23 protein-coding genes and 1 pseudogene are annotated in these 23,725 nt (G+C 60.2%); 16 read left to right on the top strand and 8 right to left on the bottom strand.

All coding sequences use genetic code 11. The features are described 5' to 3' along the window. Positions 1 to 49 precede the first annotated feature (49 nt). Complete coding sequence (gene clpB, locus ABQ278_RS05550; RefSeq protein WP_349321586.1) at positions 50 to 2,632, bottom strand: ATP-dependent chaperone ClpB; 2,583 nt, start codon at positions 2,630 to 2,632, stop codon at positions 50 to 52. Between the two features lie 174 nt (positions 2,633 to 2,806). On the opposite strand from clpB, the gene ABQ278_RS05545 reads away from it, so the two are divergent. Together ABQ278_RS05545 and ABQ278_RS05540 are read left to right on the top strand one after the other, a co-directional pair. Next, the gene (locus tag ABQ278_RS05545; protein WP_349321585.1) at positions 2,807 to 3,067 is read left to right on the top strand and encodes a hypothetical protein; all 261 of its coding nucleotides are present in this window, start codon (positions 2,807 to 2,809) and stop codon (positions 3,065 to 3,067) included. Further along, on the top strand, positions 3,064 to 3,915 hold the full coding sequence (locus ABQ278_RS05540) for an SDR family oxidoreductase (protein ID WP_349321584.1): 852 nt from the start codon (positions 3,064 to 3,066) through the stop codon (positions 3,913 to 3,915). The genes ABQ278_RS05545 and ABQ278_RS05540 overlap by 4 nt, the downstream gene beginning before the upstream one ends. A gap of 3 nt (positions 3,916 to 3,918) precedes the next feature. Here the strand turns inward: ABQ278_RS05540 and ABQ278_RS05535 are convergent, their stop codons facing one another. Both ABQ278_RS05535 and ABQ278_RS05530 read right to left on the bottom strand, forming a co-directional pair. Continuing rightward, entirely contained in the window at positions 3,919 to 4,800 is an 882-nt protein-coding gene (locus tag ABQ278_RS05535; protein ID WP_349321583.1) for a hypothetical protein, read from the bottom strand. Continuing rightward, positions 4,797 to 5,564, bottom strand: a complete 768-nt coding sequence (locus tag ABQ278_RS05530; protein WP_349321582.1) for an alpha/beta hydrolase — start codon at positions 5,562 to 5,564, stop codon at positions 4,797 to 4,799. The genes ABQ278_RS05535 and ABQ278_RS05530 overlap by 4 nt, the downstream gene beginning before the upstream one ends. Positions 5,565 to 5,605: 41 nt before the next feature. Here ABQ278_RS05530 and ABQ278_RS05525 point away from each other — a divergent pair, with 41 nt between their 5' ends. The 3 genes from ABQ278_RS05525 (at position 5,606) to ABQ278_RS05515 (ending at position 7,863) form a co-directional block, all read left to right on the top strand. Continuing rightward, on the top strand, positions 5,606 to 6,790 hold the full coding sequence (locus ABQ278_RS05525) for a glycosyltransferase family 4 protein (protein ID WP_349321581.1): 1,185 nt from the start codon (positions 5,606 to 5,608) through the stop codon (positions 6,788 to 6,790). Positions 6,791 to 6,921: 131 nt separating this feature from the next. Further along, entirely contained in the window at positions 6,922 to 7,443 is a 522-nt protein-coding gene (gene infC / locus ABQ278_RS05520; RefSeq protein WP_026172629.1) for a translation initiation factor IF-3, read from the top strand. A gap of 69 nt (positions 7,444 to 7,512) precedes the next feature. After that, positions 7,513 to 7,863 carry a cupin domain-containing protein gene (locus ABQ278_RS05515; protein ID WP_349321580.1) on the top strand — a complete coding sequence of 117 codons (351 nt, stop codon included), beginning with the start codon at positions 7,513 to 7,515 and terminating at the stop codon, positions 7,861 to 7,863. Here the strand turns inward: ABQ278_RS05515 and ABQ278_RS05510 are convergent. Together ABQ278_RS05510 and ABQ278_RS05505 are read right to left on the bottom strand one after the other, a co-directional pair. Then, on the bottom strand, positions 7,850 to 8,743 hold the full coding sequence (locus ABQ278_RS05510; RefSeq protein WP_349321579.1) for a DMT family transporter: 894 nt from the start codon (positions 8,741 to 8,743) through the stop codon (positions 7,850 to 7,852). The two genes, ABQ278_RS05515 and ABQ278_RS05510, sit on opposite strands and share 14 nt — an antisense overlap. A gap of 116 nt (positions 8,744 to 8,859) precedes the next feature. After that, positions 8,860 to 10,152: a DNA-directed DNA polymerase gene (locus tag ABQ278_RS05505; RefSeq protein ID WP_349321578.1), complete on the bottom strand. Its 1,293-nt coding sequence runs from the start codon at positions 10,150 to 10,152 to the stop codon at positions 8,860 to 8,862. A gap of 109 nt (positions 10,153 to 10,261) precedes the next feature. On the opposite strand from ABQ278_RS05505, the gene ABQ278_RS05500 reads away from it, so the two are divergent. Then, positions 10,262 to 11,599, top strand: coding sequence for an MFS transporter (locus ABQ278_RS05500; RefSeq protein WP_349321577.1), 1,338 nt, complete (start codon positions 10,262 to 10,264; stop codon positions 11,597 to 11,599). Next, a complete protein-coding gene (locus ABQ278_RS05495) occupies positions 11,592 to 12,251 on the top strand; it encodes a hypothetical protein (RefSeq protein WP_349321576.1) in 660 nt (219 codons plus the stop codon). Before ABQ278_RS05500 ends, ABQ278_RS05495 begins: the two co-directional genes overlap by 8 nt. A 2-nt stretch (positions 12,252 to 12,253) precedes the next feature. Here ABQ278_RS05495 and ABQ278_RS05490 read toward each other — a convergent pair whose 3' ends face one another. After that, on the bottom strand, positions 12,254 to 12,724 hold the full coding sequence (locus tag ABQ278_RS05490) for a GFA family protein (protein WP_349321575.1): 471 nt from the start codon (positions 12,722 to 12,724) through the stop codon (positions 12,254 to 12,256). A 164-nt stretch (positions 12,725 to 12,888) separates the two neighbouring features. On the opposite strand from ABQ278_RS05490, the gene rpmI reads away from it, so the two are divergent. The 9 genes and pseudogenes from rpmI (at position 12,889) to ABQ278_RS05445 (ending at position 21,093) form a co-directional block, all read left to right on the top strand. After that, complete coding sequence (gene rpmI, locus ABQ278_RS05485; protein WP_018080810.1) at positions 12,889 to 13,086, top strand: 50S ribosomal protein L35; 198 nt, start codon at positions 12,889 to 12,891, stop codon at positions 13,084 to 13,086. Positions 13,087 to 13,101: 15 nt separating this feature from the next. Beyond that, complete coding sequence (gene rplT / locus ABQ278_RS05480) at positions 13,102 to 13,461, top strand: 50S ribosomal protein L20 (RefSeq protein WP_018080811.1); 360 nt, start codon at positions 13,102 to 13,104, stop codon at positions 13,459 to 13,461. 135 nt (positions 13,462 to 13,596) lie between these two features. Next, positions 13,597 to 14,670: a phenylalanine--tRNA ligase subunit alpha gene (pheS, locus tag ABQ278_RS05475; RefSeq protein WP_349321574.1), complete on the top strand. Its 1,074-nt coding sequence runs from the start codon at positions 13,597 to 13,599 to the stop codon at positions 14,668 to 14,670. A 17-nt stretch (positions 14,671 to 14,687) separates the two neighbouring features. Beyond that, the gene (locus ABQ278_RS05470; RefSeq protein WP_349321573.1) at positions 14,688 to 14,927 is read left to right on the top strand and encodes a hypothetical protein; all 240 of its coding nucleotides are present in this window, start codon (positions 14,688 to 14,690) and stop codon (positions 14,925 to 14,927) included. A gap of 83 nt (positions 14,928 to 15,010) precedes the next feature. Next, complete coding sequence (pheT, locus tag ABQ278_RS05465; protein WP_349321572.1) at positions 15,011 to 17,410, top strand: phenylalanine--tRNA ligase subunit beta; 2,400 nt, start codon at positions 15,011 to 15,013, stop codon at positions 17,408 to 17,410. A 146-nt stretch (positions 17,411 to 17,556) separates the two neighbouring features. Beyond that, positions 17,557 to 18,828: pseudogene (locus ABQ278_RS05460) on the top strand (DUF1800 family protein); the annotation flags it as partial. Between the two features lie 52 nt (positions 18,829 to 18,880). Further along, positions 18,881 to 19,366, top strand: coding sequence for a DUF1800 family protein (locus tag ABQ278_RS05455; RefSeq protein WP_349321571.1), 486 nt, complete (start codon positions 18,881 to 18,883; stop codon positions 19,364 to 19,366). A 10-nt stretch (positions 19,367 to 19,376) separates the two neighbouring features. Beyond that, entirely contained in the window at positions 19,377 to 20,810 is a 1,434-nt protein-coding gene (locus ABQ278_RS05450) for a DUF1501 domain-containing protein (RefSeq protein WP_349321570.1), read from the top strand. Positions 20,811 to 20,877: 67 nt separating this feature from the next. Beyond that, complete coding sequence (locus tag ABQ278_RS05445; RefSeq protein ID WP_349321569.1) at positions 20,878 to 21,093, top strand: flagellar basal body rod C-terminal domain-containing protein; 216 nt, start codon at positions 20,878 to 20,880, stop codon at positions 21,091 to 21,093. A 117-nt stretch (positions 21,094 to 21,210) separates the two neighbouring features. On the opposite strand, the gene ABQ278_RS05440 is transcribed toward ABQ278_RS05445, so the two are convergent. Next, positions 21,211 to 21,924 (bottom strand): cell cycle transcriptional regulator TrcR, encoded by a 714-nt coding sequence (locus ABQ278_RS05440; RefSeq protein ID WP_349321568.1) that lies wholly within the window; start codon positions 21,922 to 21,924, stop codon positions 21,211 to 21,213. A gap of 166 nt (positions 21,925 to 22,090) precedes the next feature. After that, a complete protein-coding gene (locus tag ABQ278_RS05435; protein ID WP_349321567.1) occupies positions 22,091 to 23,719 on the bottom strand; it encodes an ABC-F family ATP-binding cassette domain-containing protein in 1,629 nt (542 codons plus the stop codon). Between the last annotated feature and the right edge of the window lie 6 nt (positions 23,720 to 23,725).

The following is a 23,725-nucleotide window of genomic DNA, read 5'->3' as shown; positions in this document are numbered from 1 at the left end:
GAAGAGGCGTTACTTAGCATTGTCGAGTTATGGTCCTAGGGGCTTGCCCCTAGTTCACGGTTGGCTTGCCGATCGCCAGTTCCTCGCCATCGAAGCCGACATGGATGACGTCGCCATCCGTGACCGTGCCGCTAAGAATCTGGCGAGCGATGCCGTCAACCAGCAGCTTCTGGATCACCCGCTTCAGGGGCCGTGCGCCATAGGCCGGATCATAGCCCTTGTCGGCCAGATAGGTCAGCGCCGCGTCATCGATGCTGAGCGTCATGTCGCGGTCTTTCATCAGCTTTTCCAGCCCCTTGAGCTGGATGCGGACGATGTCGTGCATGTGCACCTTGTCGAGGCGATGGAACAGGATCGTCTCGTCGATACGGTTGAGGAATTCCGGCCGGAAATGCCGGCGCACCACCTCCATCACCAGCGGGCGCACGGTCTCGACCGGCGTGGCATCATCGATATTGACCAGGATATCCGAGCCGAGATTCGACGTCATGACGATCAGGGTGTTGCGGAAATCGACCACACGCCCCTGCCCATCGGTCAGGCGGCCGTCATCCAGCACCTGCAACAGGATGTTGAACACGTCTGGATGCGCCTTCTCGACCTCATCGAACAGCACGACCTGATAGGGCCGGCGCCGCACAGCTTCAGTCAGAGCCCCGCCTTCGTCATAACCGACATAGCCCGGAGGCGCGCCGATCATGCGCGAAACGGAGTGCTTCTCCATATATTCCGACATGTCGAGGCGCGTAATCGCCGTCTCGTCATCGAACAGGAACTCCGCCAGGGCCTTGTTCAGCTCGGTCTTGCCAACGCCCGTAGGCCCCAGGAACAGGAACGAACCGATCGGGCGGTTAGGATCTTTCAAACCCGCCCGCGCACGGCGCACGGCATCGGCCACGGCAGTCAGGGCTTCATCCTGACCCACCACACGGCCGCGCAGCACGTCTTCCATGCGCAACAGCTTGTCGCGCTCGCCTTCCAGCATCTTGTCGACGGGAATACCGGTCCAGCGCGACACGACCTGCGCGATCTGCGCCGAATTGACCACTTCCGGGGTCAGCGGCGATTGCTCGCCCTGCGGCGCGTTTTCAGCGCGTTCCAGCGCCTTTTCGAGCGCCGGAATGATGCCGTACATAATCTCGGACGCCTTTTGCAGATCGCCGGCGCGCTGAGCATTGGCCAGGTCGATACGGGCACGCTCAAGCGCCTCACGGGACCGGGCGGCCGAGCCGACCTTGTCTTTTTCTGCCTTCCAGCGCGTGGTCAGGCTAAGCGACTTTTCTTCCAGATCTTCCAGTTCTTCGGAAAGCTTTTCCAGGCGCGTTTTCGATCCGGCATCGGTTTCCTTTTGCAGGGCTTCGCGCTCGATCTTCAACTGCACAATGCGGCGATCGAGTTCATCGAGTTCTTCCGGCTTGGAATCGACCGCCATGCGCACGCGTGACGCGGCCTCATCGATCAGATCAATGGCTTTATCCGGCAGGAAGCGGTCGGCGATGTAGCGGTTGGAAAGCGTGGCGGCCGACACGATGGCGCTGTCCGAAATACGGACGCCGTGGTGGACCTCATACTTTTCCTTCAGGCCGCGCAGGATCGAGATGGTGTCCTCCACGGTCGGTTCGGTCACGAACACCGGCTGGAAACGCCGCGCCAGAGCCGGGTCCTTTTCAACGTGCTTGCGGTATTCATCGAGCGTGGTGGCACCGACGCAGTGCAGTTCGCCACGCGCCAGCGCCGGCTTGAGCAGGTTAGACGCATCCATGGCGCCATCGCCCTTGCCGGCACCGACGAGCGTGTGCATCTCATCGATGAACAGCACGATCTGGCCTTCGGCCTGCGTCACCTCGTTGAGCACGCCTTTGAGGCGTTCCTCGAACTCGCCGCGATATTTCGCACCGGCGATCAGTGAGCCCATGTCGAGCGAATAGAGCTTCTTGTCTTTCAGGCTTTCCGGCACATCGCCATTGATGATGCGCTGCGCCAGGCCTTCGACGATGGCGGTCTTGCCGACGCCGGGTTCACCGATCAGGACGGGATTGTTCTTGGTGCGGCGCGCCAGAACCTGAATGGTACGGCGAATTTCTTCGTCACGGCCAATGACCGGATCGATCTTGCCATCGAGCGCAGCCTGGGTTAGGTCGCGTGCATACTTCTTGAGCGCGTCAAAGCCATTTTCAGCCGAGGCGCTATCGGCGGGCTTGCCTTTGCGGAAGGCGGCTTGTGCGTCCTTCAGCTTGCCGAGCGAAATGCCGGCGGCTTTCAGCGCTTCGGCGCCTTCCTTGTTATCGACGGCGGCGATCAGCAGGCGGTCGGCGGTGACAAAGCTGTCGCCCGCCTTGTTGGCATCGTTCTCGGCGTCGTTGAAAAGCTTGTTGGTTTCGTTGGCCATATAGAGCTGCGCGCCACCGGTGACGGCGGGCAGCTTGCCAAGCGCCAGATCGACGGAGGCGGCGAAAGCATCGGCGCGGCCGCCAGCCAGCGAGATCAGTTGGCTGGAAAGCAACTCCTTGTCCTCGGTCAGCGCCTTGAGCACATGGATCGGGCTGAAATACTGATGATTGCGCGCCTGCGCGATACCTTGGGCGCTTTGGATAAGCTTTTGAGTCTTTTCGGAATATTTTTCGATATTCATGGTGTAGGGTTCCCCATTTCGGCGGATTGAATGTCCGGCCGCCCCTCACAAGGCAACGGCCTGATAGCACCGATATGGTGTGACCTTTGCATCACACAAGGGGGCGACTTCGAGAATAAAAGGAACTGGAAAAGGGGCTGGCGCCTCTGCGCCGAATTGCCTATAAAAGCCGTCATGAACGCCAAAATCTTCTATCCCGCCGCGGCCCTGATCGCCCTCCTGCTGATTGGCCTGAGCTTTGTCTGGCCACAGGGTCAAGGCGCACGCTCGCCGGCGCCCTTTGGCCACGCTATTGAAAAACCCGACTATTTCCGCATGGTAAAGGAACGCGACGCGCGCCAGAAGAAAAAGGCGGAAGATGAGGCCAGACGTCAGGCGGAAGCCGACGATGCCAGCGCCGCGGCGGCCGAAGCCTCCGCCTCCGCCGCCCCTTGAAACCCAAGGCCCTGATCTTTGGCTACGGTTTTATCGGCGACGCCTTCGCCAGATCCGCCCGCCATGCCGGTTATGCTATCTCCGCCACCGCGCGCGCGGCTGAAAAACGCGAAGATCTTGGCGCTTTGGGCGTTATCCCCGTCGATCCCACCGATGCAGAACACCTGCAGCGGGCTTTTGCCGGGGCTGACGCCGTCCTGATCACGCCTGCGCCCGGCGATGACGGTTGCCCGGCCTTTGCCGCGCTCAAACCTTCAGCCGGTCAGCAAAAATGGATCGGCTATCTTTCCACCACCGGCGTCTATGGCGATCGCGGCGGCGGCTGGGTGTTCGAGGATTCAGCGCTTACCCCCACATCGGCCGAGGGTCGCCGGCGCGCACTGGCCGAAAGCCAGTGGCTAAGCGTCGGCGCGCAGATCTTTCGTCTGCCGGGACTTTACGGCCCCGGCCGCAACGTGATCGAGCGTCTGATGGACGGCACGGCACGACGTATCCACAAGCCCGACCACGTCTTTTCCCGCCTCCATCATGATGATTGCGCTTCGGCCCTGCTGGCCAGCCTGGCGCGTCCGCGTGCCGGTGGCGTCTATAATCTCTGCGATGATGAGCCCGCGCCGGGCGATACGGTTCTGGCCTGGGCGGCAGAGCTTTGCGGCCTGCCGTTGCCACCTTCAATCACCTTCGATGATCCCGGCCTTAGTCCGAACATGAAGCGGTTTTATCAGGACAATAAGCGCGTCTCCAATGCGCGTGCCAAGGCGGAACTCGGCTGGCAATTGCGTTACCCGACCTACCGCGAGGGCCTTGCGGATATCTATCGGTCTCTGCAACGTGACACAACACAGTAGTCTTTAGCAACCCGACGGCGCAGCCCCGTCTGTCCGCTTCGCCGACGCGACAAGCGCAGCGACACCCCACCACCAGCCGATGACATAGCTTAACCCGTATCCCGCCAAGGGGACCGGGAATTTGCCCGACAAGCAGGCGAGCAGCGACACCAGCCCATAGAGGCTGAGCGCCACGGCAGAGGTCCGCGCCTCCCTGACGGGCCATAGCGCCAAGGGGCTTAGCGCCGCCATGACGATGGCAGCCACCATAAGGACGGCTATCGCCGGCTGGTGCGCCCAAACCATGGACGCGATGCCTTCGACATGGCCGACAGCCTGCAAGGGATCGGCCCGTGATAAACAGATGATCGCCGCCGCCAGACACCATAGAGCGGCCGCCCATCCCTTCACGCCAAATTTCGATACACACAGAACAACAAAGGCCACACCAAAAGCCCCCAGTTGCGATGCATCCGGCTGGATAGCCAACAGGATGGACAATAAGGCCAAACCGATGAATGCGATAAGATGGCTATCCCTGCGGGTTGTGGCGATCACCACAGGCAGGATCAAGGCGGCAGCGTTAAACTGGATCGGCCCTATGCCAAGCCAGCGATGGACGCCGGCCTGGCCCGCACTGGCAAAACACGCCATGAGCAAAACAAGAGATATGGGGATGATGACAAGCGAAGCTGGCTTGCCCCAGAGGGAAAATCTGCCCCAGCGCACCATCCCTAAGCCCGTCATTCCAGCGATAAACCAGGCCAGCAGATTGCGCAGCCACAAAGACGGAGGGAGATCGGATTGCGACATGCCCCAGGCGCCCGCCGCAACCGCCAGAAAGGCGGCGGTAGCAAAGACCAGCAGGACACGTCTGCCTGCCTCAGCGGTGGACAGAGTTGTCATGTCACAAGTAACTCTGCCACCATATTCACCAGCAGGTCGAGGTCCTCCGACCGTGACAGGCGGTGATCGCCGTCCTTGATCAGGTGCATATGGGCATCCGGCGTGGTGAAGGCTTCCAGCAGCCGCACGCCGTGCCGCCATGGCACCACAGTATCCTTCATTCCGTGCAGGATACGCACCGGGCCGTCGAACAGTATCGGCCCACCCAGCACCTCATGCTGCGTCGCCTCATCAAAAAACGCCTGCGACAACGGCACCGGACGGTCATAGCCCGGCATCATCCAGACGCCCGACACCTCCAGTTGGCGGCGGTCTTCGGGTAAGAGGCCCGGCAGCATCAGTGCGGTGACGAAGTCGGCCGCCGGCGCCAGAAAACCGGCCGCCTTGAGGCGCAGCGGACGCGCCTTACTCAGCAGCGACAACATGTGCCCGCCCATGGACGAACCCACGCCCACAAGAGGGCCCTGCGTCAAATGATCGACCACCGCCAGCACATTATCAAACCACCTGCCGACACGCGCCTCATCGAAAGCGCCGCCGGTCTCGCCATGAGCGAAATAGTCGAAACAGAGGAAATCCCAGCCGCGCGTTTGCGCTTCGCGGGTCAGGCGGGTGATTTTTGCGCCGGTCATATCCGACAGGAAACCACCCAGCCACAGCACGGTCGGGCCATCGCCGCGCACATGACGATACGCGATGCGGTCGCCACCGGGCACCTCGAGAGAAGACGCAGGCTCTTGATTTGGCACAGCTTCCATGGTCATTGCACCATGCTACCTTTCCTAAACCCTTCGTACAAGTCAACATGTCGCCTTCCCCCTTCACCGCGTGCGTTTTGCAGGTCGTCCCCGAACTCGATACCGGCGGCGTCGAGCAGACCGTGGTGGATGTCAGCGAAGCGATCATCTCAGCCGGCGGGCGCTCGATCGTGGCGACTAGGGGCGGACGGCTGGAAAAACGGCTGGAACGCGGCGGCGCTCAGGTCATCCACCTGCCGGTCCACAGCAAAAGTCCGCTGGTGCAATGGCAAAACTATCAGGCCTTACGCAAGATCATCCGCACCGAGCACGTCAATATCGTCCATGTCCGTTCGCGCGCCCCCGCCATGGCCGCGATCGGCGCCGCCAGAGCCGAGGGCATCCGCAGCGTGGCCACCTACCACGGCATCTATAATGCGAAATCGGCCCTCAAGCGCTGGTACAACAGCCAGATGACGCGCGCCGACATGACCATCGCCAATTCCGACTTTACACGCGCCCATATCCTGCAAACCTATCCTGACGTGCCGTCAGAGCGCATCATCAGCATCCCGCGCGGGGTCGATCTCAAGCGTTTCGATCCCGAAGCCTTCGATGTGCGCAAGATCATGGAGCTGGAAGAGGCCTGGGGGCTGCCGGAAAAAGATCAGCGCATCCGCTTTCTGCTGGCGGCGCGCCTGACGCGCTGGAAAGGGCAAGCCTTCATCATCGAGGCCGCGCATCTGCTGAAAACGCAAGGGACGGATAATTTCGTGATCCTGCTGGCCGGTGACGATCAGGGCCGCTGCGATTACACTCAAGGCCTGCAAGCCAGCATCGAGACTTACGGTCTGGGCGACCATGTCCGGCTGGTAGGACACTGCGCCGACATGCCCTCAGCCTACAGCGCCTGCCATTTCGCGCTGGCGCCCTCGCTCGATCCGGAAGCGTTCGGCCGCACGGCGGTGGAGCCGCAGGCCATGCAGCGCCCGCCTTTAGCCGCCGCCCATGGCGCTACGGTCGAGACCGTTCTGCCCGGCGATACCGGCTGGCTGGTGACAGCGGGCGATGCGCAAAAATGGGCAGATGCGCTGAAAGAAGCCATCGATATGCCGGAGAAAGCGCGCTTCGCCATGGGCCAGCGCGGGCGCGAACATGTGAAGGCCTTGTTCGGTTTGCCGCTGATGTGCGAACGCACCCTTGATGTTTATCGCGCGCTGCTTATCTCAGGCGCACGGCAAATTCGCGGTTAAAAGCGCCATAGCTTTGTAAATTCCTGAAATTTTAACCGATCTGCCCTATTGGGGATTGCTAGTTAACGCCCCTTTCGGCATAATCCGCGCACTTTTAACAAACTCAAGGAGAACGACCTATTCGTCGCCCAATCCAAACCCCGCCTCCCAAAGACGGCCCCCGCATCAATCAGGACATCAAAGTCCCTCGCGTCCTGTTAATCGACGCCGCCGGCGAAAAACAAGGCATCATGCCGACTTCGTCCGCCCTGGAAGCCGCTGAAGAAGCTGGATTGGACCTCGTCGAAGTCTCTCCTACCGCTGACCCGCCTGTTTGCAAGATCCTCGATTACGGCAAGTACCGTTTCCAGGAGCAAAAGAAAAAGGCCGAGGCGCGCAAGAAGCAGAAGGTCGTTGAAATCAAGGAAATCAAGCTTCGCCCCAATATCGATATCCACGATTACGAGGTGAAGGCCAAGGCCATGACGCGCTTCTTTGAAGAAGGCGACAAGGTCAAGGTGACGCTCCGCTTCCGCGGCCGCGAAATGGCGCACCCCGAACTGGGCATGAAACTGCTCAACAAGGTGAAAGCCGATTTCGAGCCCACCACCAAGGTCGAATACGAACCGAGGATGGAAGGCAAGCAGATGATCATGATTTTGGCGCCCAAATAGGTCGCCAGCCTCATAAGAAGCCCCGCCCGCGCGGGGCTTTTTTGTTATTCAACGCCCCGAAAGCTCGTCATGTCCCGTTTTCTTCACTTCGACCGTTCACTGGTCACCCCCGAACAGGAGCGCCCCGTGCCGGAACGGGTGATCGACGGCGACCCGGTTTTCACCACATGGCTGCTGGAAACAACGCCGGACGAGAAAACCTATGCCGGTTATTGGGCCGCCACACCCGGCACTTGGCGGGTCAGCTACGACGAGTGGGAATATTGCACGATCCTCGAAGGTCATGCGGTCGTCACGGAAAACGGCAAGGCGCCGGTCACCTTGACAGCCGGTGACCACATCATCTTCCGTGCCGGCTATCAGGGGCAGTGGCAGGTGATCGCGCCGGTGCTGAAAACCTTCGTGATCATTCTGCCGTAACCGCGCGGCGCTTCATCAAGGCCGATGGCGAAAAGCCGGTGATCAGGGCCACGCCCGCAATGATCAGCGCACCGCCGACAAGGCTGACCAGGCCGACATGCTCATGCAGCACCAGACGGCCCCAAAGGGTGCCGAAGATCGGCACCAGGAAGGTGACCGTCGTGGCCGAGGCCGCCCCCACCTCGTCGATCAGCTTGAAATAAAGAATATAGGCGATGCCACTGCAGACGATGCCGAGCATGGCCACACAGATCATCACCCACACATCCGGCATGGCGGCGGCGGGAAAAAACGGCGCGGCGGGCAGCACCATAAGCGTGGCAGCCCACATGCTGCCGTGCGCGTTCGAGAAGGCATCGACGCTCTTGGCTACCTTGGAATAGAGCGCGGCGATGGCGTAACAGGCGGCGGCGATCAGACCTGCCCCAACGCCGAGTAAAGCCAGCGGCGACAGGTGCGCGCCATCAAGACCGACCAGAACCGCCACGCCGGACACACCAAGCGCCAGACCGATGATCGTTTTCACCGATAGCCGGTTGCGCATCCAGATGGCCCCGAAGAGCGCGCCCCAGATCGGCGTGGTGGCGTTCAGAACCGACATCAGAGACGCCGGCAGGCTCTTGGCCGCCCAGGCGAACAGCAGAAACGGTACGGCCGTATTGAACAGGCCCAGAATGACGAAGTGCTTCCAGTCGGCCTTGATATCCAGCTTCTTCTTCCACAGCAGCGCCAGCCCGAGCAGGAAGACCGCCGCCAGCGCGACACGCAGTTCGATCAGCAGCACCGGCCCCAGAACCGGCGCCGCGATACGCATGAACAGGAACGACCCGCCCCAGATGGCGGCAAGCCCGAACAATTTCAACAGACTGGACAAGGGCATGGCGTAACTCCTGAGATCGATCGGCGATATGCCATGAGATAGGTCTGGCGTCCCTCCGTTTCTTGTTGTCACTATGAGTTTGTCAGGATCGTTACGGCGGTTGGCAGTTTCGCTTCCTACTCCCAAAATTCCGGTTGTTCCGGGATGCGGTTGAAAGCGATCTTGGCCCCGACAAAGCCGTGCATCTTTGTGGGCGGGCCGATGGTCACCTTATCCTTGCCAAACCTCTGATTTATACCATCGAGCGCCGACAGCAGGTTCATATGGCGGCCATCTTCCTCGCCTTCCGGTCTCCAGCCAAAAAGGTCCGGCTTCATGCCCGCTTCAAGGAGATGGAGACAGGTGACAACGATCTGCTTCACCCGCGGGCCTTTAAGTTTACGCGCGCATTGCGCCCACAACTCATCGCAGGCCTGCAGCATACGGAAACTGTCCGAGGTGACGGAAAAGCGCGTCGCCGCCTCCAGCTTTTCGCCATCCGCGCCGCGCAGGTAGATATGCAAACCGCCGCACTTATAGCCCATGCGCCGCAGCCGCGAACCGCACTTGGCCGTCAACCGCCGTGCAACGCCGCGCGCGTGCTCCACCGGACGCAGTTCCTGCGCCAGAACATGACCGTGGGTGATGCTGGCGCGCTGGGTTTCGATCTCGGGTGGATCGGTGCCATGGAGGGCATACCAGAAGTTTTCCCCCATGATGCCGCGCCACACCTGGCGCATCCGTGACGGGCTCATATCCCACAACTCCCGCACCGTCTCGACGCCCACCTTGTTCAGCCGCAACTTCATCGAGCGTCCGATACCGGCGAACTCATCAATATCGAGACCAAGAAGCGCGCCGGGCAGTTGATCCTGCCGCAGCACGGTCAAGCCCAGCGGCTTTTTCATATCGGCCGCCGTCTTGGCCAGCAGGCGCGACGGCGCGATGCCGATGGAAGAGGTCAGGCACTCGCCGACATTCTCCAATATGCGCCGCTGGATGCGATGGCCGAGCGCGCGTGCCGGCGCTTCCAGACACTGCGGCCCCATCAGCCGGCACACGACCTCATCGATCGAACACACCTTTTCGACCGGAATGACGTGGTCGATCTGCTCCAGGATCTTGTTGTGCAGGTCGACATAACGATCCGGTCGGGCCTCACGGACAATTAGCCCCGGAATCTTCTCCCTCGCCTCCTTGACCTGGGTGCCGGTTTTGACGCCGAGCGCCTTGGCCTGATAGCTGGCGGCAATGGCGCAGGTGTAATCCGACATCACCGGCACCACGATTACCGGCCTCCCGCGTATCGCCGGTTCGTCCTGCTGGGCGCAACTGGCGAAATAAGAGTTCATATCGAGGTAGAGCCAGCGCAGTTCCGCACCGTCGCGCCAGCGTTCGTCGAGTTCTGTCGTGTCTGCATTCTGCGCCATGCAAAGAACATAACAAGAACATTCTTGCCGAGTCAACCCCTCAGGGCCATTACGCACTTGCGATAAAGAAACTGTCGCAATCGGTCGCAAATCAGTTATAAAACCGCGCATGTCAAAAGCCGATACCTCTGTTGCGTCCACGGACGAAGCCCTGCTGTCCGAAGCGGAACCGGTAATCCCGCCCGAGGCCGACGATCCGCGTAACGAGCGCACCTTTTTTCGCGGCAAGCTGTTACGTAAAATCCGCCATTTCATGAACGAAAACGGCCCTCTGGCGGCCATGTTCGCCGTGGTGTTCGTCAACCTGGTTGGCTTCGGCATCGTCGTGCCGCTGATGCCGTTCTTCGCGCAAAGCCTGCACGCCCAGGCCTGGCAGGTGACCCTGATGTTCACCACCTATTCGCTCGGTCAGTTCTTCGCCGAACCTTATTGCGGCCGCCTGAGCGATCGCATCGGCCGCAAGCCGATCCTGATCGTCACCACGGCGCTGAGCGTGCTCTTCTATATGCTGCTGGCCTTTTCGCCCAATATCTGGATCGCCATCCTGATCCGCTTTTTCGGCGGCCTGAGCTCCGGTAATATCTCGACCATTCAGGGCTATGTCTCGGATGTTTCCCCGCCGGAAAAGCGCTCCGGCCGCATGAGCCTGATCGGCGGCGCCTTCTCGCTAGGCTTCGTCATCGGCCCGTTTATCGGCGGGATGCTGAGCCATGAAGGTGGTGGTGGCAACGAATTTCGCCTGCCGCTGATCGGTGCGGCCGTGCTTTCGGGTATCGCGTGTCTGGGCGTTATGCTGTTCATCAGCGAAAGCCGTCAGCGCCGCAGCAAGGTCGAAGCCGCCCAGCCCAACATCCTGAAAACCGCTCAGGAAGCCTGGCGCAATCCGGTAATGGTGCGCCTGATCCTCGCCACGCTCTGTTATATGGCGGCCTTCGCGGGTCTGGAATCCACCTTCGGCCTGTGGGCGGAATCGCGCTTCCACTGGGGTCCAAAAGAGATCGGCGCTATCTTCCTGTTCATCGGTCTCGCCGCCGCTCTGATGCAGATGGTCTTCATGCGCCCCCTCACCCGCCGCTATGGCGAAAGCAAGGTGCTGGCCGGCGGGCTGTTCGTCTTCGGCCTCAGCTTCGCGCTGCAAGGCATCAACCACATCAACTGGCTGATCACGCCCATTGTCATGCTGGGCACGCTCGGTCAGGCAGTCATCTTCTCATCGATCTGCGCCATTATTGCCATGTCGACCTCCCCCGACAAGCAAGGCGCCATGCTCGGCCTCAACATGTCGACCGGCGCCATCGCCCGCATCACCGGCCCGATGCTGGCCGGCTACCTGTTTAGTTGGCTCGGCCCCGATGCGGCCTTGTGGATGGGAGCCGGCCTCACCCTGCCCGCCGCTCTCCTGGCCTTGCAGGTCGGCAAACAACAGAAGCGTCACGCCCATGGATAGATTTCAGTCGGACTGGCAAAGCTTTCACCCGCGCACCACCCCGGTCGGGCATCTGCTGCGCGACGCCGAAGGCTGGAATGTCACGCGCTTTCACCTGCTGCCGGATGGCCGCAAAACGGCGCACAACCGTGACGAACTGCACAGCCTGCTCAAGCGCTTCAATACCATCGCCACGGCCACGCTGGGCGAGGATGCGCCTTGCTATCTGATCGCGCTGCAATCGCCCAATCAGGACGCCCGCCATCGCCAGCGCTTCGAGCGCCTGAAATCGCGCTATAGTCTGACGCCCGGCTGGGAATTCCATCAGGCCAGCGACAACCTGACCTATACGGTGTGCAGCGGCGACGTGACGTGGAAGACCAACGGCTTCAACCGCATTCTGCTCCATATCTACCAGACCGACCTGTGGGACGTGATCTGGATGAACAAGGCCACCGGCGCGGTTTTCCGCCCCTATGACGCCGGCGCCGATATATCGCAGCCGACGCCGAACGACCTGATCGCGCGCATCTCGTCCTTCTATGGCTGGATGCCGCAAAACGGCCTGGGCTTCATCCGCTTCAATCAGGCGCAGATGGCGACGGCGAAGTTTCAGGTCACCAAGCCTTGCGCCGAGGCCATCCAGAAGGTCATCGCGGCGCAGCAGAAATAACTCTATGTCCCGATCATCTCACGCCATCTTTCACTTAGCTTCGCATAATCCGGATCAGCAGGATAAGCCAGTTCATCCGGACTGATAACGAAAAACGCTTGTTTCGAGGCTGTCCAGATATGTCCGGCGGGTCGGAGCCATGAGGCGTCGTCCAGCGTACCGCCTTTGATATTGAAGGTCTCGGCACCTACGAACCGCCCATGAAACAATCGTGTTCCGCATTCCGGACAAAATTCGCAGCGCTTGGTTTTACCACTGTCTGCGGTCACCATGAAAACAGCCGGTTCCCCAAAAACTTCGACATCGCTGGCACGCACCTTTACGGATTCACCGAACGCCGAAGAGGACTGCTTTTGACAATGCGTGCAGTGACATAGATAAAAGACCACCGGCGCGGCATACAGACGATAGCGAATGTGTCCACATTGGCAGGCGCCATGGACTGGGAATCGCGGCAACTTGACCAAGGGCATGATATATCTCCTGGATTGAGCAAACCCTTGTACCGATTTAGCCCTTGCGCTTCCAACCCTTTTCCTGTAACACCCGCCGTTCTTATTGACCCGACAGGCTAAAGGCATGCCTAGGCGGGTCTTAATTTCCTATAGAGGGCGGCTTTAACCAAGCCGTACATGAAATGCCCAAGTTGAAGACCAAGTCGGGCGCTAAAAAGCGTTTCCGCATCACTGCCTCAGGCAAGGTAAAGGCCGGCGTTGCCGGTAAGCGTCACCGTTTGATCTCTCACAACGCCAAGTACATCCGTCAAAACCGGGGTACCGAAGTGATGTCCAAGCCGGACATCGTGAAGATCAAATCCTACATGCCTTACGCCTAAGAGGAACAGACACATATGGCTCGTGTTAAAAGAGGCGTAACTTCCCACGCCCGTCACAAAAAAGTTCTGAAACTTGCCAAGGGCTTCTACGGCCGCCGCAAGAACACCATCCGCACCGCCAAGGCGGCCGTTGACCGTTCGGGTCAATACGCCTACCGCGACCGTCGCAACAAGAAGCGTTCGTTCCGCGCCCTGTGGATTCAACGCATCAATGCGGCTGCCCGCATCGAAGGCTACACCTACTCGCAGTTCATCCACGGCCTGAACGTTGCTGGCATCGACATGGACCGCAAGGTTCTGTCCGACATCGCCATGCACGACATGCCGGGCTTTAGCGCCATCGCCGCTAAGGTGCGCGCAGCCTTGGCTGCCTAAGGCTTTTCAAGTTGACGAAAAAGCCCCGCACCTTCACCGGTCGCGGGGCTTTTTTATTGTCCAAATTTCCGCTTTCCGCGCCTCGCAACATCGCCTAAACACTCGCCAAAGCTTCTCCACTCAAAGACACGCAAAATGACCGTTTACGCCGAACTCCAGAGCGAAATCGCCGCTGAAATCACCGCCGCCACCGATCTGGCCGCGCTCGACGCCGTGCGCGTATCGGCGCTGGGCAAGACCGGCCGCATTTCTGGCCTGCTCAAGACCCTGGGCGCCCTGCCACCGGAAGAGCGCAAAACCACCGGCGCCGCCATCAACGCCGTGCGCGATGTCATTCAGTCGGCGCTTGATGACCGCAAGGCGACGCTTGAAGCCGCTCATCTGGCCGAGCGTCTGGCCAGGGAACATATCGACCTCTCCCTGCCCTCCGCACCGCGCCCGAAAGGCGGCGTTCACCCAACGCTTCAGGTCATGGACGAGATGATCGCCATCTTCGCCGACATGGGCTTCGAGGTCGCCGAAGGGCCGGATATCGAGGACGACTTCCACAACTTCACCGCCCTGAACTTCCCCGAGAAGCATCCGGCGCGCGAAATGCACGACACCTTCTTCTTCAACCCCGACGAGAATGGGGTTCGCAAGCTGCTGCGCACCCATACCTCGCCGGTGCAGATCCGCTCTATGATATCCGGTAAGCCGCCGTTCCGTCTGATCGTGCCCGGCCGCGTCTTCCGCTGCGACTCAGATCAAACCCACACGCCGATGTTCCACCAGATCGAAGGTCTGGTGATCGACAAAACGGCGCATATGGGCCATCTGAAATGGGTGCTGGAAACCTTTATCTCGCGCTTCTTCGAGACCAACGACGTCACCACCCAGTTCCGCCCGCACCACTTCCCGTTCACCGAACCCTCGGCCGAACTCGATGTGCGCTGCTCGTGGGAAAAGGGTGAACTTAAAGTCGGCTCCGGCAACTCGTGGCTCGAAGTGCTCGGCTGCGGCATGGTCCATCCGAACGTGCTGCGCGCCTGCGGCATTGATCCCGATGAATATCAGGGCTTCGCCTGGGGCATGGGCGTCGATCGTCTGGCCATGCTGAAATACGGCGTGCCCGATCTGCGCGACATGTTCGCCGCCGATACGCGCTGGCTTGGCCACTACGGCTTTAGTGGTTTTAGCGCCCCGAACAGCGGCAGTGGGTTGAGCTGAATTTTTAGGATATTAACATGGACAAGCAGATTGCAGAGTTTGCGGTCATTGCCGCCTATCGGGCATCACGCGAACTAATAAGCTTATTAGACACAGCCCGCGCACATTGTTCTGAAGCAAACTATGATGATCTGCAATCAAAAGTGGCAACGACACTGGGCGAGATGAATGAAATCAATCACTGGGCGTTTACAGCTTATCCTGAACTGAAAACAGCAATTGATGAGCGGATCGAAAAATACGGCCGCGTTTCCTGATGCTGATGCAACAAAACAAGACAAGGAGGCCCATTATTTCTTAGGAAAAATTGGCTCCTTGACCTCATGATAAAGATAAGAACATGAAATTCTCGCTCTCCTGGCTTAAAGCTCACCTCAAGACCAGCGCCGATATCGACGCGGTGGCCGCCGCCATGACCATGGCCGGCCTCGAAGTCGAGGACATCCACGATCCCGCCAAGGCGCTCAAGCCCTTCACCGTCGCCAAGGTGATCTCCGCCGCCCAGCACCCCAATGCGGACCGCCTGCAGGTACTGCAGGTCGATACGGTTGACGGCCTCAAGGAAATCGTCTGCGGCGCCCCCAATGCCCGTGCCGGCCTGACCACCATCTACGCCCCGATCGGTGCCTATGTGCCCGGCCTCGGCGTCACCCTCGTTGAAAAGCCGGTGCGCGGCGTCGTCTCCAACGGCATGATGTGCTCCGGCGCCGAATTGGAGATCGACAGCGACTCCGACGGCATTCTGGAGCTCTCCGATGATCTGGCCGTCGGCACACCCGCAGCCCAGGTTTTCGGCGCCGAGCCTGTCATCGACTTTGAAGTGACCCCCAACCGCCCCGACTGGCTGGGCGTTCACGGGATCGCCCGCGATCTCGCCGCCACCGGCCTTGGCACTTTCACCGAAACGACGCCCCCCCCGGTCAAGGGCAGCTTCCCCTCATCGATCACAGTCAAGATCGATGGCGACGCCTGCCGCCACTTCACCGGCCGCGTTATCCGCGGCGTGAAGAACGGCCCGTCGCCGAAGTGGCTGCAAGACAAGCTGAAATCGATCGGTCTCAAGCCGATCAGCGCGCTGGTCGATATCACCAACTATCTGTCGTTCGACCGCGCTCGCCCGCTACACGTCTATGACGTCGCCAAGCTCGTCGGCACCACGCTGGAAGCCCGCCTTGGTCATCATAAGGGCGCAAACGATGAGCAACTGATCGCGCTTGACGGCAAGACCTACGACATTGGTCCCGACATGTGCGTCATCGCCGATGCCGGGGGCCAGCGCCCCATCGGTCTTGGCGGCGTCATGGGCGGCGAAAGCACCGGTGTATCGGACGACACGACTGAGGTCTTCCTGGAATGTGCCTGGTTCGAGCCCATCCGCATCGCTCAGACGGGCCGCACCCTAAGCCTCAATTCCGACGCTCAATATCGCTTCGCGCGCGGAGTCGATCCGCAATCCACCCGCCCCGGTCTCGAACTGGCGACACAACTGATCCTCGATCTCTGTGGTGGTGAAGCCTCCGACGTCGTGGAAGTAGGCGCCGCCATCGAAGGCCGTCCCGATGTCGCCTTTGATCCGGCCTATGTGGCGCAACTAACTGGCCTCGACGTGCCGACCGACAAGATCGAGCACATCCTGACCGCGCTCGGCTTTGGTGTCACCACCGGCGCAAGCTGGACCGTCAATGTGCCGTCGTGGCGTCGTGACGTGGAGGGCAAGGCCGATCTCGTCGAAGAAGTCGCCCGCATCTACGGTTTCAACCATATCCCCGCCACGCCCCTGCCTTCGGTCGGTTTGCGTCCCGGTGGCGTGCTGACAGCACAGCAGGCCAAGGCACGCACCGCCCGTCGCGCCCTCGCCGCCTATGGCTATTCCGAAGCCGTCACCTGGTCGTTTATGCGGCAGGACTGGGCAAAACTGTTCGGCGGCGGTGATGACAAACTGGTGCTGGCCAACCCCATCGCCTCCGAACTGAACTGCATGCGTCCCTCGGCCTTGCCGAACCTGCTCGAAGCCGCCGGCCGCAATGCCGCCCGCGGTCATACCGGCGCGCAACTGTTCGAAATCGGGCCGATCTATCTCGGTCTGGAGCCCAATGACCAGAAGCCGACCATCACCGTACTGAAAGCGCCTGGCAAGGCGCGGAGCTGGCAAGCGCCTGGCGAAGACGCCCTGTTCGCGCTCAAGGGCGACCTGATGGCCCTGCTCGACGCCATTGGCGCCCCCGTCGCCTCGCTGCAACTGGTGCAGGGCTCAAACGCCGCGCACTGGCACCCCGGCCGTTCGGCGCGCCTGCAACTTGGCCCCAAGCAGATCGTTGCCGAATTTGGCGAACCGCATCCGGCCGTGCTCAAGGCCATGGACCTGAGCGGCGCTTACGTCGGGTTTGAAATCCGCATCGATAATCTGCCGGCGCCTAAGGCTAAGTCCGGCAAATCGAAGGGTGCGCTCAGCCTGTCGAACCTGATGCCCCTCACCCGCGATTTCGCCTTCCTCAGCGATGAAAAGCTGGCCGCCGGGGATCTGGTCCGCGCCATCAAGGGGGCTGACAAAACCCTGATCGGCGAGGCGCAGGTCTTCGACGTCTATCGCGGCCAGGGTGTGCCCGAAGGTCAGAAATCGCTCGCCATCGAAGTGACCCTCACCCCGACCGACAAGACCCTGACCGAGCCTGAAATCGAAGCGATCAGCAGCAAAATCATCGCTGCCGCGCAAAAAATCGGGGCCACCCTCCGCACCTAGACCAGACAGAGACGCCATTTGCGCACAATATGCTCACGCAAATGGCGTCTCGTTTCGCGATTATGTGCCTGTCGACGCCCCTCTTCTCCGCATTAGGAAATCGTTAACACCTTGCCAACATAGCTTGTCAGATAGTTAAATTGGCGATGGACCGGCACGTGGATTTTCATAACCCAAGCGATGAACGCATCCTGCCCTCAACCGTGACGGACGAGGCTGATGATTTGCCAAACAACACTTCCCGCATTCCCGAAGTAAAACCCGCAGCCGCAGGGGCGATCGCTCTGGCGGCCATTGCCCTGAGCGCCTGTGGTGGCGGCAGTTCCAGCGGAGGCGGAACCTCAAGCGGCGGCACGGGCGGCGTAACAGTTGCGCCTGCCATCCCTCTGAGCAATGTTCAGGCCGCGCGGTTTCTGCAACAGGCCCAGTTCTCCTCCACGGATGCGGAAATCTCCGCCGCCATGCCCCTCGGCATCATTGGATGGCTCAATCAGGAATACAACACGCCGGTTGGCCAGACCGGCTGGGATTGGCTGAACGCGAAAGGCCACAACGCCATTACCGCCGAAGAGCACTATTTCGACAGTTATCAGGGCGATTTCATGATCTGGAATCAACTCCTGTCGGGGAACAATCAGTGCCGCAAACGCCTCTCGCTGGCCTTGTCTGAAATGTTCGTCATGTCGCTTGATAACCTGGATGGCTTCTGGCCGTCCTACAAGGCGGCAGGCTATTGGGATATGCTGATGGCCAATGTCTTCGGCAATTTCCGCACCTTGCTGGAAGCCGTAACGCTGAACCCGGCGATAGGACAGTTTCTCAACTCCCGCGGGAACCTGAAAGAAGACGGCAAAGGGCGTGAGCCCGATGAAAACTACGCCCGTGAAGTCATGCAGCTTATGACCATCGGACTCTATCAGCTTAATGTCGATGGCAGTTACAAGACGGACAGTTCCGGCAATCCCCTGGAGACCTACACCCAGAGCGATATTTCCAATCTGGCACGAGTCTTTACTGGCTATAATGACGACATGGCAGGCGTTGCCCGGACAAATGTTAGCTGGGTAAGCTATCCTATTCCGGCACCAGATTACTGCCGCAAACCCATGTCAGTCACGGAAAGCAACCATTCGACTCTGGCAGCGACCTTTCTGGGCACAACCATCGCGGCAGGCACGGACTCGAAGGCCGCTCTCAAAACGGCACTGGACACCCTGTTCAATCATGCCAATGTCGGGCCGTTTTTTGCCCGTCAGATGATTCAGCGGCTGGTGACCTCAAACCCCAGCCCTGCTTATATTGGCCGGGTCGCTGCCAAGTTTAACAACAATGGCTCAGGCGTGCGGGGTGACCTGAAGGCGGTCTGGACCGCCATCTTTACAGATTCTGAGGCCACGACGGTTTCGGGTGCCGCAACCGCCGGCAAGCTGCGTGAACCCATGATCCGCTTCATCCAGTTCTGCCGGACCATTGGCGTCACCAACAGCAGCGATAAGTGGACACTCTATAGCTGGGATCTCGTTCTGCCGACGAGTTCTCGGACAGAGCCCTTTACGATCTCCATCGGTTTTCAATTTCTTCCGACCGGGCTATGTGCCCCCCAACACGGATCTGGCCAACAACAGCCTGGTGGCGCCGGAATTCCAGCTCGTCAATGAGAGTACCGTTGCCGGTTATCTCAATTTTATGATGAATTTCATGCGCTACGGCTATTACGACCTCATGCCGGACTACTCTCAAATTCAACCCACGGTCAGCGACAGCGCCGCTCTGTTGGCGAAGCTGAACCTGAATCTGTGCGCCAACCAACTTTCCTCCGGGACGGTGGCGACCATCAAGGCGGCGCTCGATCCGGCACAGTATGAAGTCGACCGTCAGGATGCCTACAAATATGATCGCGCCCTGTCCGCTCTCTTTCTGGTCATGGCCAGCCCCGAATACCTGATCCAGAAATAGGCGTAACTCCATGGCATTTATCGGAAAAGCTAATCTACTCAGCCGCCGCGCTTTCCTGCAGCGCGCGGCACAACTGTCCTTCCTCGGAACAGCCGCCCCCCTTGCCATGAATTTGGCCGCTTTTGGGGAAGCCGCCGCCTTCGACACCAGTGACTATAAGGCGCTTGTCTGCGTTTTCCTCAACGGCGGCAACGACCACGCCAATACGGTTGTCCCCTACGACACCACAAACTACGATCTTTACAGCGCCATTCGCGGCGGTGGCAGCGGTCGCACCCAGGGCGGGGCAGCCCTTGCACGTGCCGATCTGGCGGCCACGGCCCTGACGCCGCTCACCGCCCAGACCCTGACCGACAATATGCAGTATGCTCTGGCGCCGGAACTTACCTCCCTCAAGTCGCTGTTCTCGGCGGGCAAGCTCGCCGTCCAGCTCAATGTCGGGCCGCTCCTGACGCCTTTGACCTTAGCGCAATACAATAGCTCAAACCGCACCGCCTATCCTCTGCCGCCTAAACTCTTCTCGCATAACGACCAGCAATCGATATGGCAGTCCCTGGCCAGCGAAGGCGCCAGGGCCGGATGGGGTGGCCGCCTCGCCGACCTCGCCTTGTCCGGTAACAGCACCAGCAGCCTGACCTGCATCAGCGCCTCGGGAAACGCCGTCTATCTGTCCGGTAAAACGGCGGTTCAGTACGAAATCGGCACAGGCGGCGCCACGGCCATCAACGGCATCGTTGGGCCAAAGTTTGGTCGCTCGGATCTGTCAAACGCGCTCAGAACCATGATCACCAGCTCCAGCGCCAACCTTATGGAGAATGAATACAATAAGGTAACGACACGCTCCATCGCCTTGCAAAGCGTCGTCACGTCAGCGCTGAGCGGAGTCAATCTGACCACCAACTTCCACCCCAATGGTGGCGCCAACAAACTGGCGGACCAGTTGAAGATCGTAGCGCGCCTGATCGGCGCCCGCACAGCCCTGGGGGTGAAACGGCAGGTTTTCTTTGTCTCGCTCGGCGGCTTCGACAACCATGATGGGCTGATGACCAATCACCCGAGGCTGATGGGGCTGCTTAATGAGGCCATGGGTCAGTTCTATCAGGCAACCGTGGAACTGGGTGTCGCCAGCAAGGTGACCACCTTCACCGCCTCCGATTTCGGCCGCACCCTGTCCTATAATGGCGACGGCACCGATCACGGCTGGGGCGGCCATCACTTCGTCATGGGCGGCGCGGTCAAGGGCGGCCAGTTCTATGGCACCGCGCCGCACGTAGCCATTAACACGGATGATCAGGTCGGTCAGGGCCGTCTGCTGCCCTCGACCTCTGTGGATCAGTTGGCGGCAACCCTGGCAACCTGGTTCGGTGTTTCCGCCTCGGAATTGCCGACCGTGCTCCCCAATATCGGCCGCTTCGCCACGTCCAACCTCGGCTTTATGGCCTGACATGCCTAATCGCTGTTAACCCATTCCTTAAAAACGGCATTAAACTTTCGCGCGCATACTTATCCACATGAACGCGATCAGTACAGCATATCAGGGCATCGTTTCCGCCAGCAACCGCTTCGACAAGGCGGCCAGCAGCACGGTAAAAAATGCCAGTGACGGCAAGGATATCCTGAGCGACCTGGTTGAACAGATCGATTCACGTACAGCCTTTGAAGCCAATATCAGCGTCTTCAAAACCGCCGACGCCATGCTTGGCAAACTGCTGGACATCAAGACCTAATGCACCCTGGCCAAATCTAAGACGATTTGGAAATTTCCTGACCAAGTCCCCCCCCCTGAAACTTAAAAAGCCCGCCGGAACTACGACGGGCTTTCTTTATGTCTGCTATGGCGAAGCTTAGAAGTCGTCGTCGTCTTCCGGTTCGGACAACTTGCCACCGCCCTTGCCGAAGACGTCTTCGAGCGACAGGTCGTTCTTCTTGGCATAGGGGCTGTCGTCTTCTTCCTCAAAGGCAGGCTGCACGGTGACGGCCGGCTTGAGCGACGGATCATCGAGCGGGATGCCGAGCTTTTCAGCCTGCTTGCGCTTGGCGTCGGCGCCCTTCTTGACGGCGGCGTCCAGTTCGATCTGGCCGATCAGGCCGAGCGTCACCGGATCGACCGGCTTGATATTGGCCGAGTTCCAGTGGCCGCGCGAACGGACCTGCTCGATGGTCGACTTGGTGGTGCCGAGCAGCTTGGAGATTTGCGCATCGGTGATTTCCGGGTGGTTCTTTACGAACCAAAGGATCGCGTCAGGGCGATCCTGACGACGCGACACCGGCGTGTAGCGCGGAGCCTTCTTGGTCGGCTTCAGCAGTTCGGCGTGACGCGACACGAGAGCCTTCATGCGGTAGGTCGGGGTCGTCTCGGCCTTGGTCAGTTCTTCGCGGGTCAACTGGCCATTGGCGATCGGATCGGCGCCGCGGATGTCGCGCGCCACTTCGCCGTCAGCGATGCCCTTCACTTCGAGCAGGTGCAGGCCGCAGAAATCGGCGATCTGGTCGAAACCGAGCGAGGTGTTGTCAACGAGCCAGACGGCGGTCGCCTTGGGCATCAGGATGTCGGACATGGTGTGTATCCTTGGTTGGATGGACGGCCGTAGCGACCCTCCAGAAATGGCTACGCCCGGCCTTTTCGGCCGGGCGCGTGTGTTGTGAGGATGGTATAGAGCGATTTCGAGCGGAAGGGAAGAGGCGAACTCAAGCGTAGACAGACACGACGCTTTATTCTTTTAACTAGCCGCCCGGATGCAGGCCCGGCGCTTCCTGACCCGTACGGGCCACATATTCGCTATAGCCCCCATCGTAGCGATGCACGCCCTCGGGCGTCAGTTCCAGAACGCGATTCGAGAGCGCCGACAGGAAATGGCGATCGTGCGAAACAAAGAGCATGGTGCCTTCGAAATCGGCAAGGGCTGCGACCAGCATTTCCTTGGTCGCCATGTCGAGGTGGTTCGTCGGTTCGTCAAGCACCAGCAGATTCGGCGGATCGAACAGCATCTTGGCCATCACCAAACGCGCCTTCTCGCCACCGGAGAGCACGCGGCAGGGTTTTTCGACATCGTCGCCTGAGAAGCCAAAACAACCCGCTAATGTGCGTAGTGCCCCCTGACCGGCCTGCGGGAACGAGCTGTCGAGCAACTCGAAAATCGTTTCTTCGCCATCGAGCAGGTCCATGGAGTGCTGCGCGAAATAGCCCATCCTGACACTGGCGCCGATGCTGACCGTTCCCTGATCGGGCGTCGTATCGCCGGCCACCAGCTTCAGCAGCGTGGATTTGCCGGCGCCGTTGGCGCCCAGCACACACCAGCGCTCCTTGCGGCGCACCAGAAAATCCAGCCCGGAATAGATCGGCTGGCTGCCGTAGCCCTTATGGACATTGCGCAGGTTGAGAACGTCATCTCCCGAGCGCGGCGGGCTGCGAAACTCGAAATGAACCGACTGACGGCGCCGGGGGGCCTCGACGCGTTCGATCTTGTCGAGCTTCTTCACCCGGCTCTGGACCTGAGCCGCGTGCGAAGCCCGCGCCTTGAAGCGCTCGATAAACTTGATTTCCTTGGCGAGCATGGCCTGCTGGCGCTCGAATTGCGCCTGGCGCTGCTTCACGGTGAGCGCCCGCTGTTGCTCGTAGAAATCGAGGTCGCCCGAATAGGTGATGAGCGAGCCGCCGTCGATCTCGACGACCTTGCCAATAATGCGGTTCATGAAGGCGCGATCGTGCGAGGTCATTAGCAGGGCGCCGTCATAGTTTTTGAGGAAGGCCTCAAGCCAGATCAGGCTTTCGAGATCCAGGTGGTTGGAGGGTTCGTCGAGCAGCATGCCGTCGGGTCGCATCAGCAGGATGCGGGCCAGGGCCACGCGCATCTTCCAGCCGCCCGACAGAAGTCCAACATCGCCATCCATGCGGGCCTGCGAGAAGCTCAGTCCCGCCAAAACCTCGCGCGCCCGCGCCTCCAGCGCATAGCCGTCCAGCTCCTGAAAACGCTCCAGCACATCGCCATAGCGTTCCATGGTGGCGTCCAGGTCGTCGGCCTGATCCGGATCGACCATGGCCGCCTCCAGCTTCGCCATTTCGGTGGCGAGCGCGCTCACGGGCCCCACGCCATCCATCACCGCCGCGACCGCGCTCTGACCCGACATCTCGCCGACATCCTGGCTGAAATAGCCGATCGTCATGCCGGCATCGATGCCGACCTGCCCGTCATCGGGTTGCTCCTGGCCGGTGATCATGCGGAAAAGCGTCGTCTTGCCGGCGCCATTTGGCCCCACAAGTCCGACCTTCTCGCCCTTCTGAATCCCCATCGAGGCGTCGATGAACAGGATCTGGTGGCCATTCTGCTTGCTGATATTATCGAGACGGATCATGCGGTT

The sequence above is a fragment of the Asticcacaulis sp. MM231 genome (assembly GCF_964186625.1).
Lineage (GTDB): Bacteria > Pseudomonadota > Alphaproteobacteria > Caulobacterales > Caulobacteraceae > Asticcacaulis.
Note: the sequence above shows the minus strand (reverse complement) of the source record. Positions and strands in the feature narration are given on the sequence as shown.

What these genes read in the sequence shown, in the direction of transcription:
- ABQ278_RS05505 (WP_349321578.1), bottom strand. Translation starts at nt 10,152, where the DNA reads ATGGCGCAGAATGCAGACACGACAGAACTCGACGAACGCTGGCGCGAC.
- clpB (WP_349321586.1), bottom strand. Translation starts at nt 2,632, where the DNA reads ATGAATATCGAAAAATATTCCGAAAAGACTCAAAAGCTTATCCAAAGC.
- ABQ278_RS05545 (WP_349321585.1), top strand. Translation starts at nt 2,807, where the DNA reads ATGAACGCCAAAATCTTCTATCCCGCCGCGGCCCTGATCGCCCTCCTG.
- ABQ278_RS05515 (WP_349321580.1), top strand. Translation starts at nt 7,513, where the DNA reads ATGTCCCGTTTTCTTCACTTCGACCGTTCACTGGTCACCCCCGAACAG.
- ABQ278_RS05500 (WP_349321577.1), top strand. Translation starts at nt 10,262, where the DNA reads ATGTCAAAAGCCGATACCTCTGTTGCGTCCACGGACGAAGCCCTGCTG.
- rplT (WP_018080811.1), top strand. Translation starts at nt 13,102, where the DNA reads ATGGCTCGTGTTAAAAGAGGCGTAACTTCCCACGCCCGTCACAAAAAA.
- ABQ278_RS05510 (WP_349321579.1), bottom strand. Translation starts at nt 8,743, where the DNA reads ATGCCCTTGTCCAGTCTGTTGAAATTGTTCGGGCTTGCCGCCATCTGG.
- ABQ278_RS05495 (WP_349321576.1), top strand. Translation starts at nt 11,592, where the DNA reads ATGGATAGATTTCAGTCGGACTGGCAAAGCTTTCACCCGCGCACCACC.
- ABQ278_RS05535 (WP_349321583.1), bottom strand. Translation starts at nt 4,800, where the DNA reads ATGACAACTCTGTCCACCGCTGAGGCAGGCAGACGTGTCCTGCTGGTC.
- ABQ278_RS05525 (WP_349321581.1), top strand. Translation starts at nt 5,606, where the DNA reads ATGTCGCCTTCCCCCTTCACCGCGTGCGTTTTGCAGGTCGTCCCCGAA.
- ABQ278_RS05440 (WP_349321568.1), bottom strand. Translation starts at nt 21,924, where the DNA reads ATGTCCGACATCCTGATGCCCAAGGCGACCGCCGTCTGGCTCGTTGAC.
- ABQ278_RS05530 (WP_349321582.1), bottom strand. Translation starts at nt 5,564, where the DNA reads ATGACCATGGAAGCTGTGCCAAATCAAGAGCCTGCGTCTTCTCTCGAG.
- ABQ278_RS05450 (WP_349321570.1), top strand. Translation starts at nt 19,377, where the DNA reads ATGGCATTTATCGGAAAAGCTAATCTACTCAGCCGCCGCGCTTTCCTG.
- ABQ278_RS05445 (WP_349321569.1), top strand. Translation starts at nt 20,878, where the DNA reads ATGAACGCGATCAGTACAGCATATCAGGGCATCGTTTCCGCCAGCAAC.
- ABQ278_RS05435 (WP_349321567.1), bottom strand. Translation starts at nt 23,719, where the DNA reads ATGATCCGTCTCGATAATATCAGCAAGCAGAATGGCCACCAGATCCTG.
- ABQ278_RS05470 (WP_349321573.1), top strand. Translation starts at nt 14,688, where the DNA reads ATGGACAAGCAGATTGCAGAGTTTGCGGTCATTGCCGCCTATCGGGCA.
- rpmI (WP_018080810.1), top strand. Translation starts at nt 12,889, where the DNA reads ATGCCCAAGTTGAAGACCAAGTCGGGCGCTAAAAAGCGTTTCCGCATC.
- ABQ278_RS05490 (WP_349321575.1), bottom strand. Translation starts at nt 12,724, where the DNA reads ATGCCCTTGGTCAAGTTGCCGCGATTCCCAGTCCATGGCGCCTGCCAA.
- pheS (WP_349321574.1), top strand. Translation starts at nt 13,597, where the DNA reads ATGACCGTTTACGCCGAACTCCAGAGCGAAATCGCCGCTGAAATCACC.
- pheT (WP_349321572.1), top strand. Translation starts at nt 15,011, where the DNA reads ATGAAATTCTCGCTCTCCTGGCTTAAAGCTCACCTCAAGACCAGCGCC.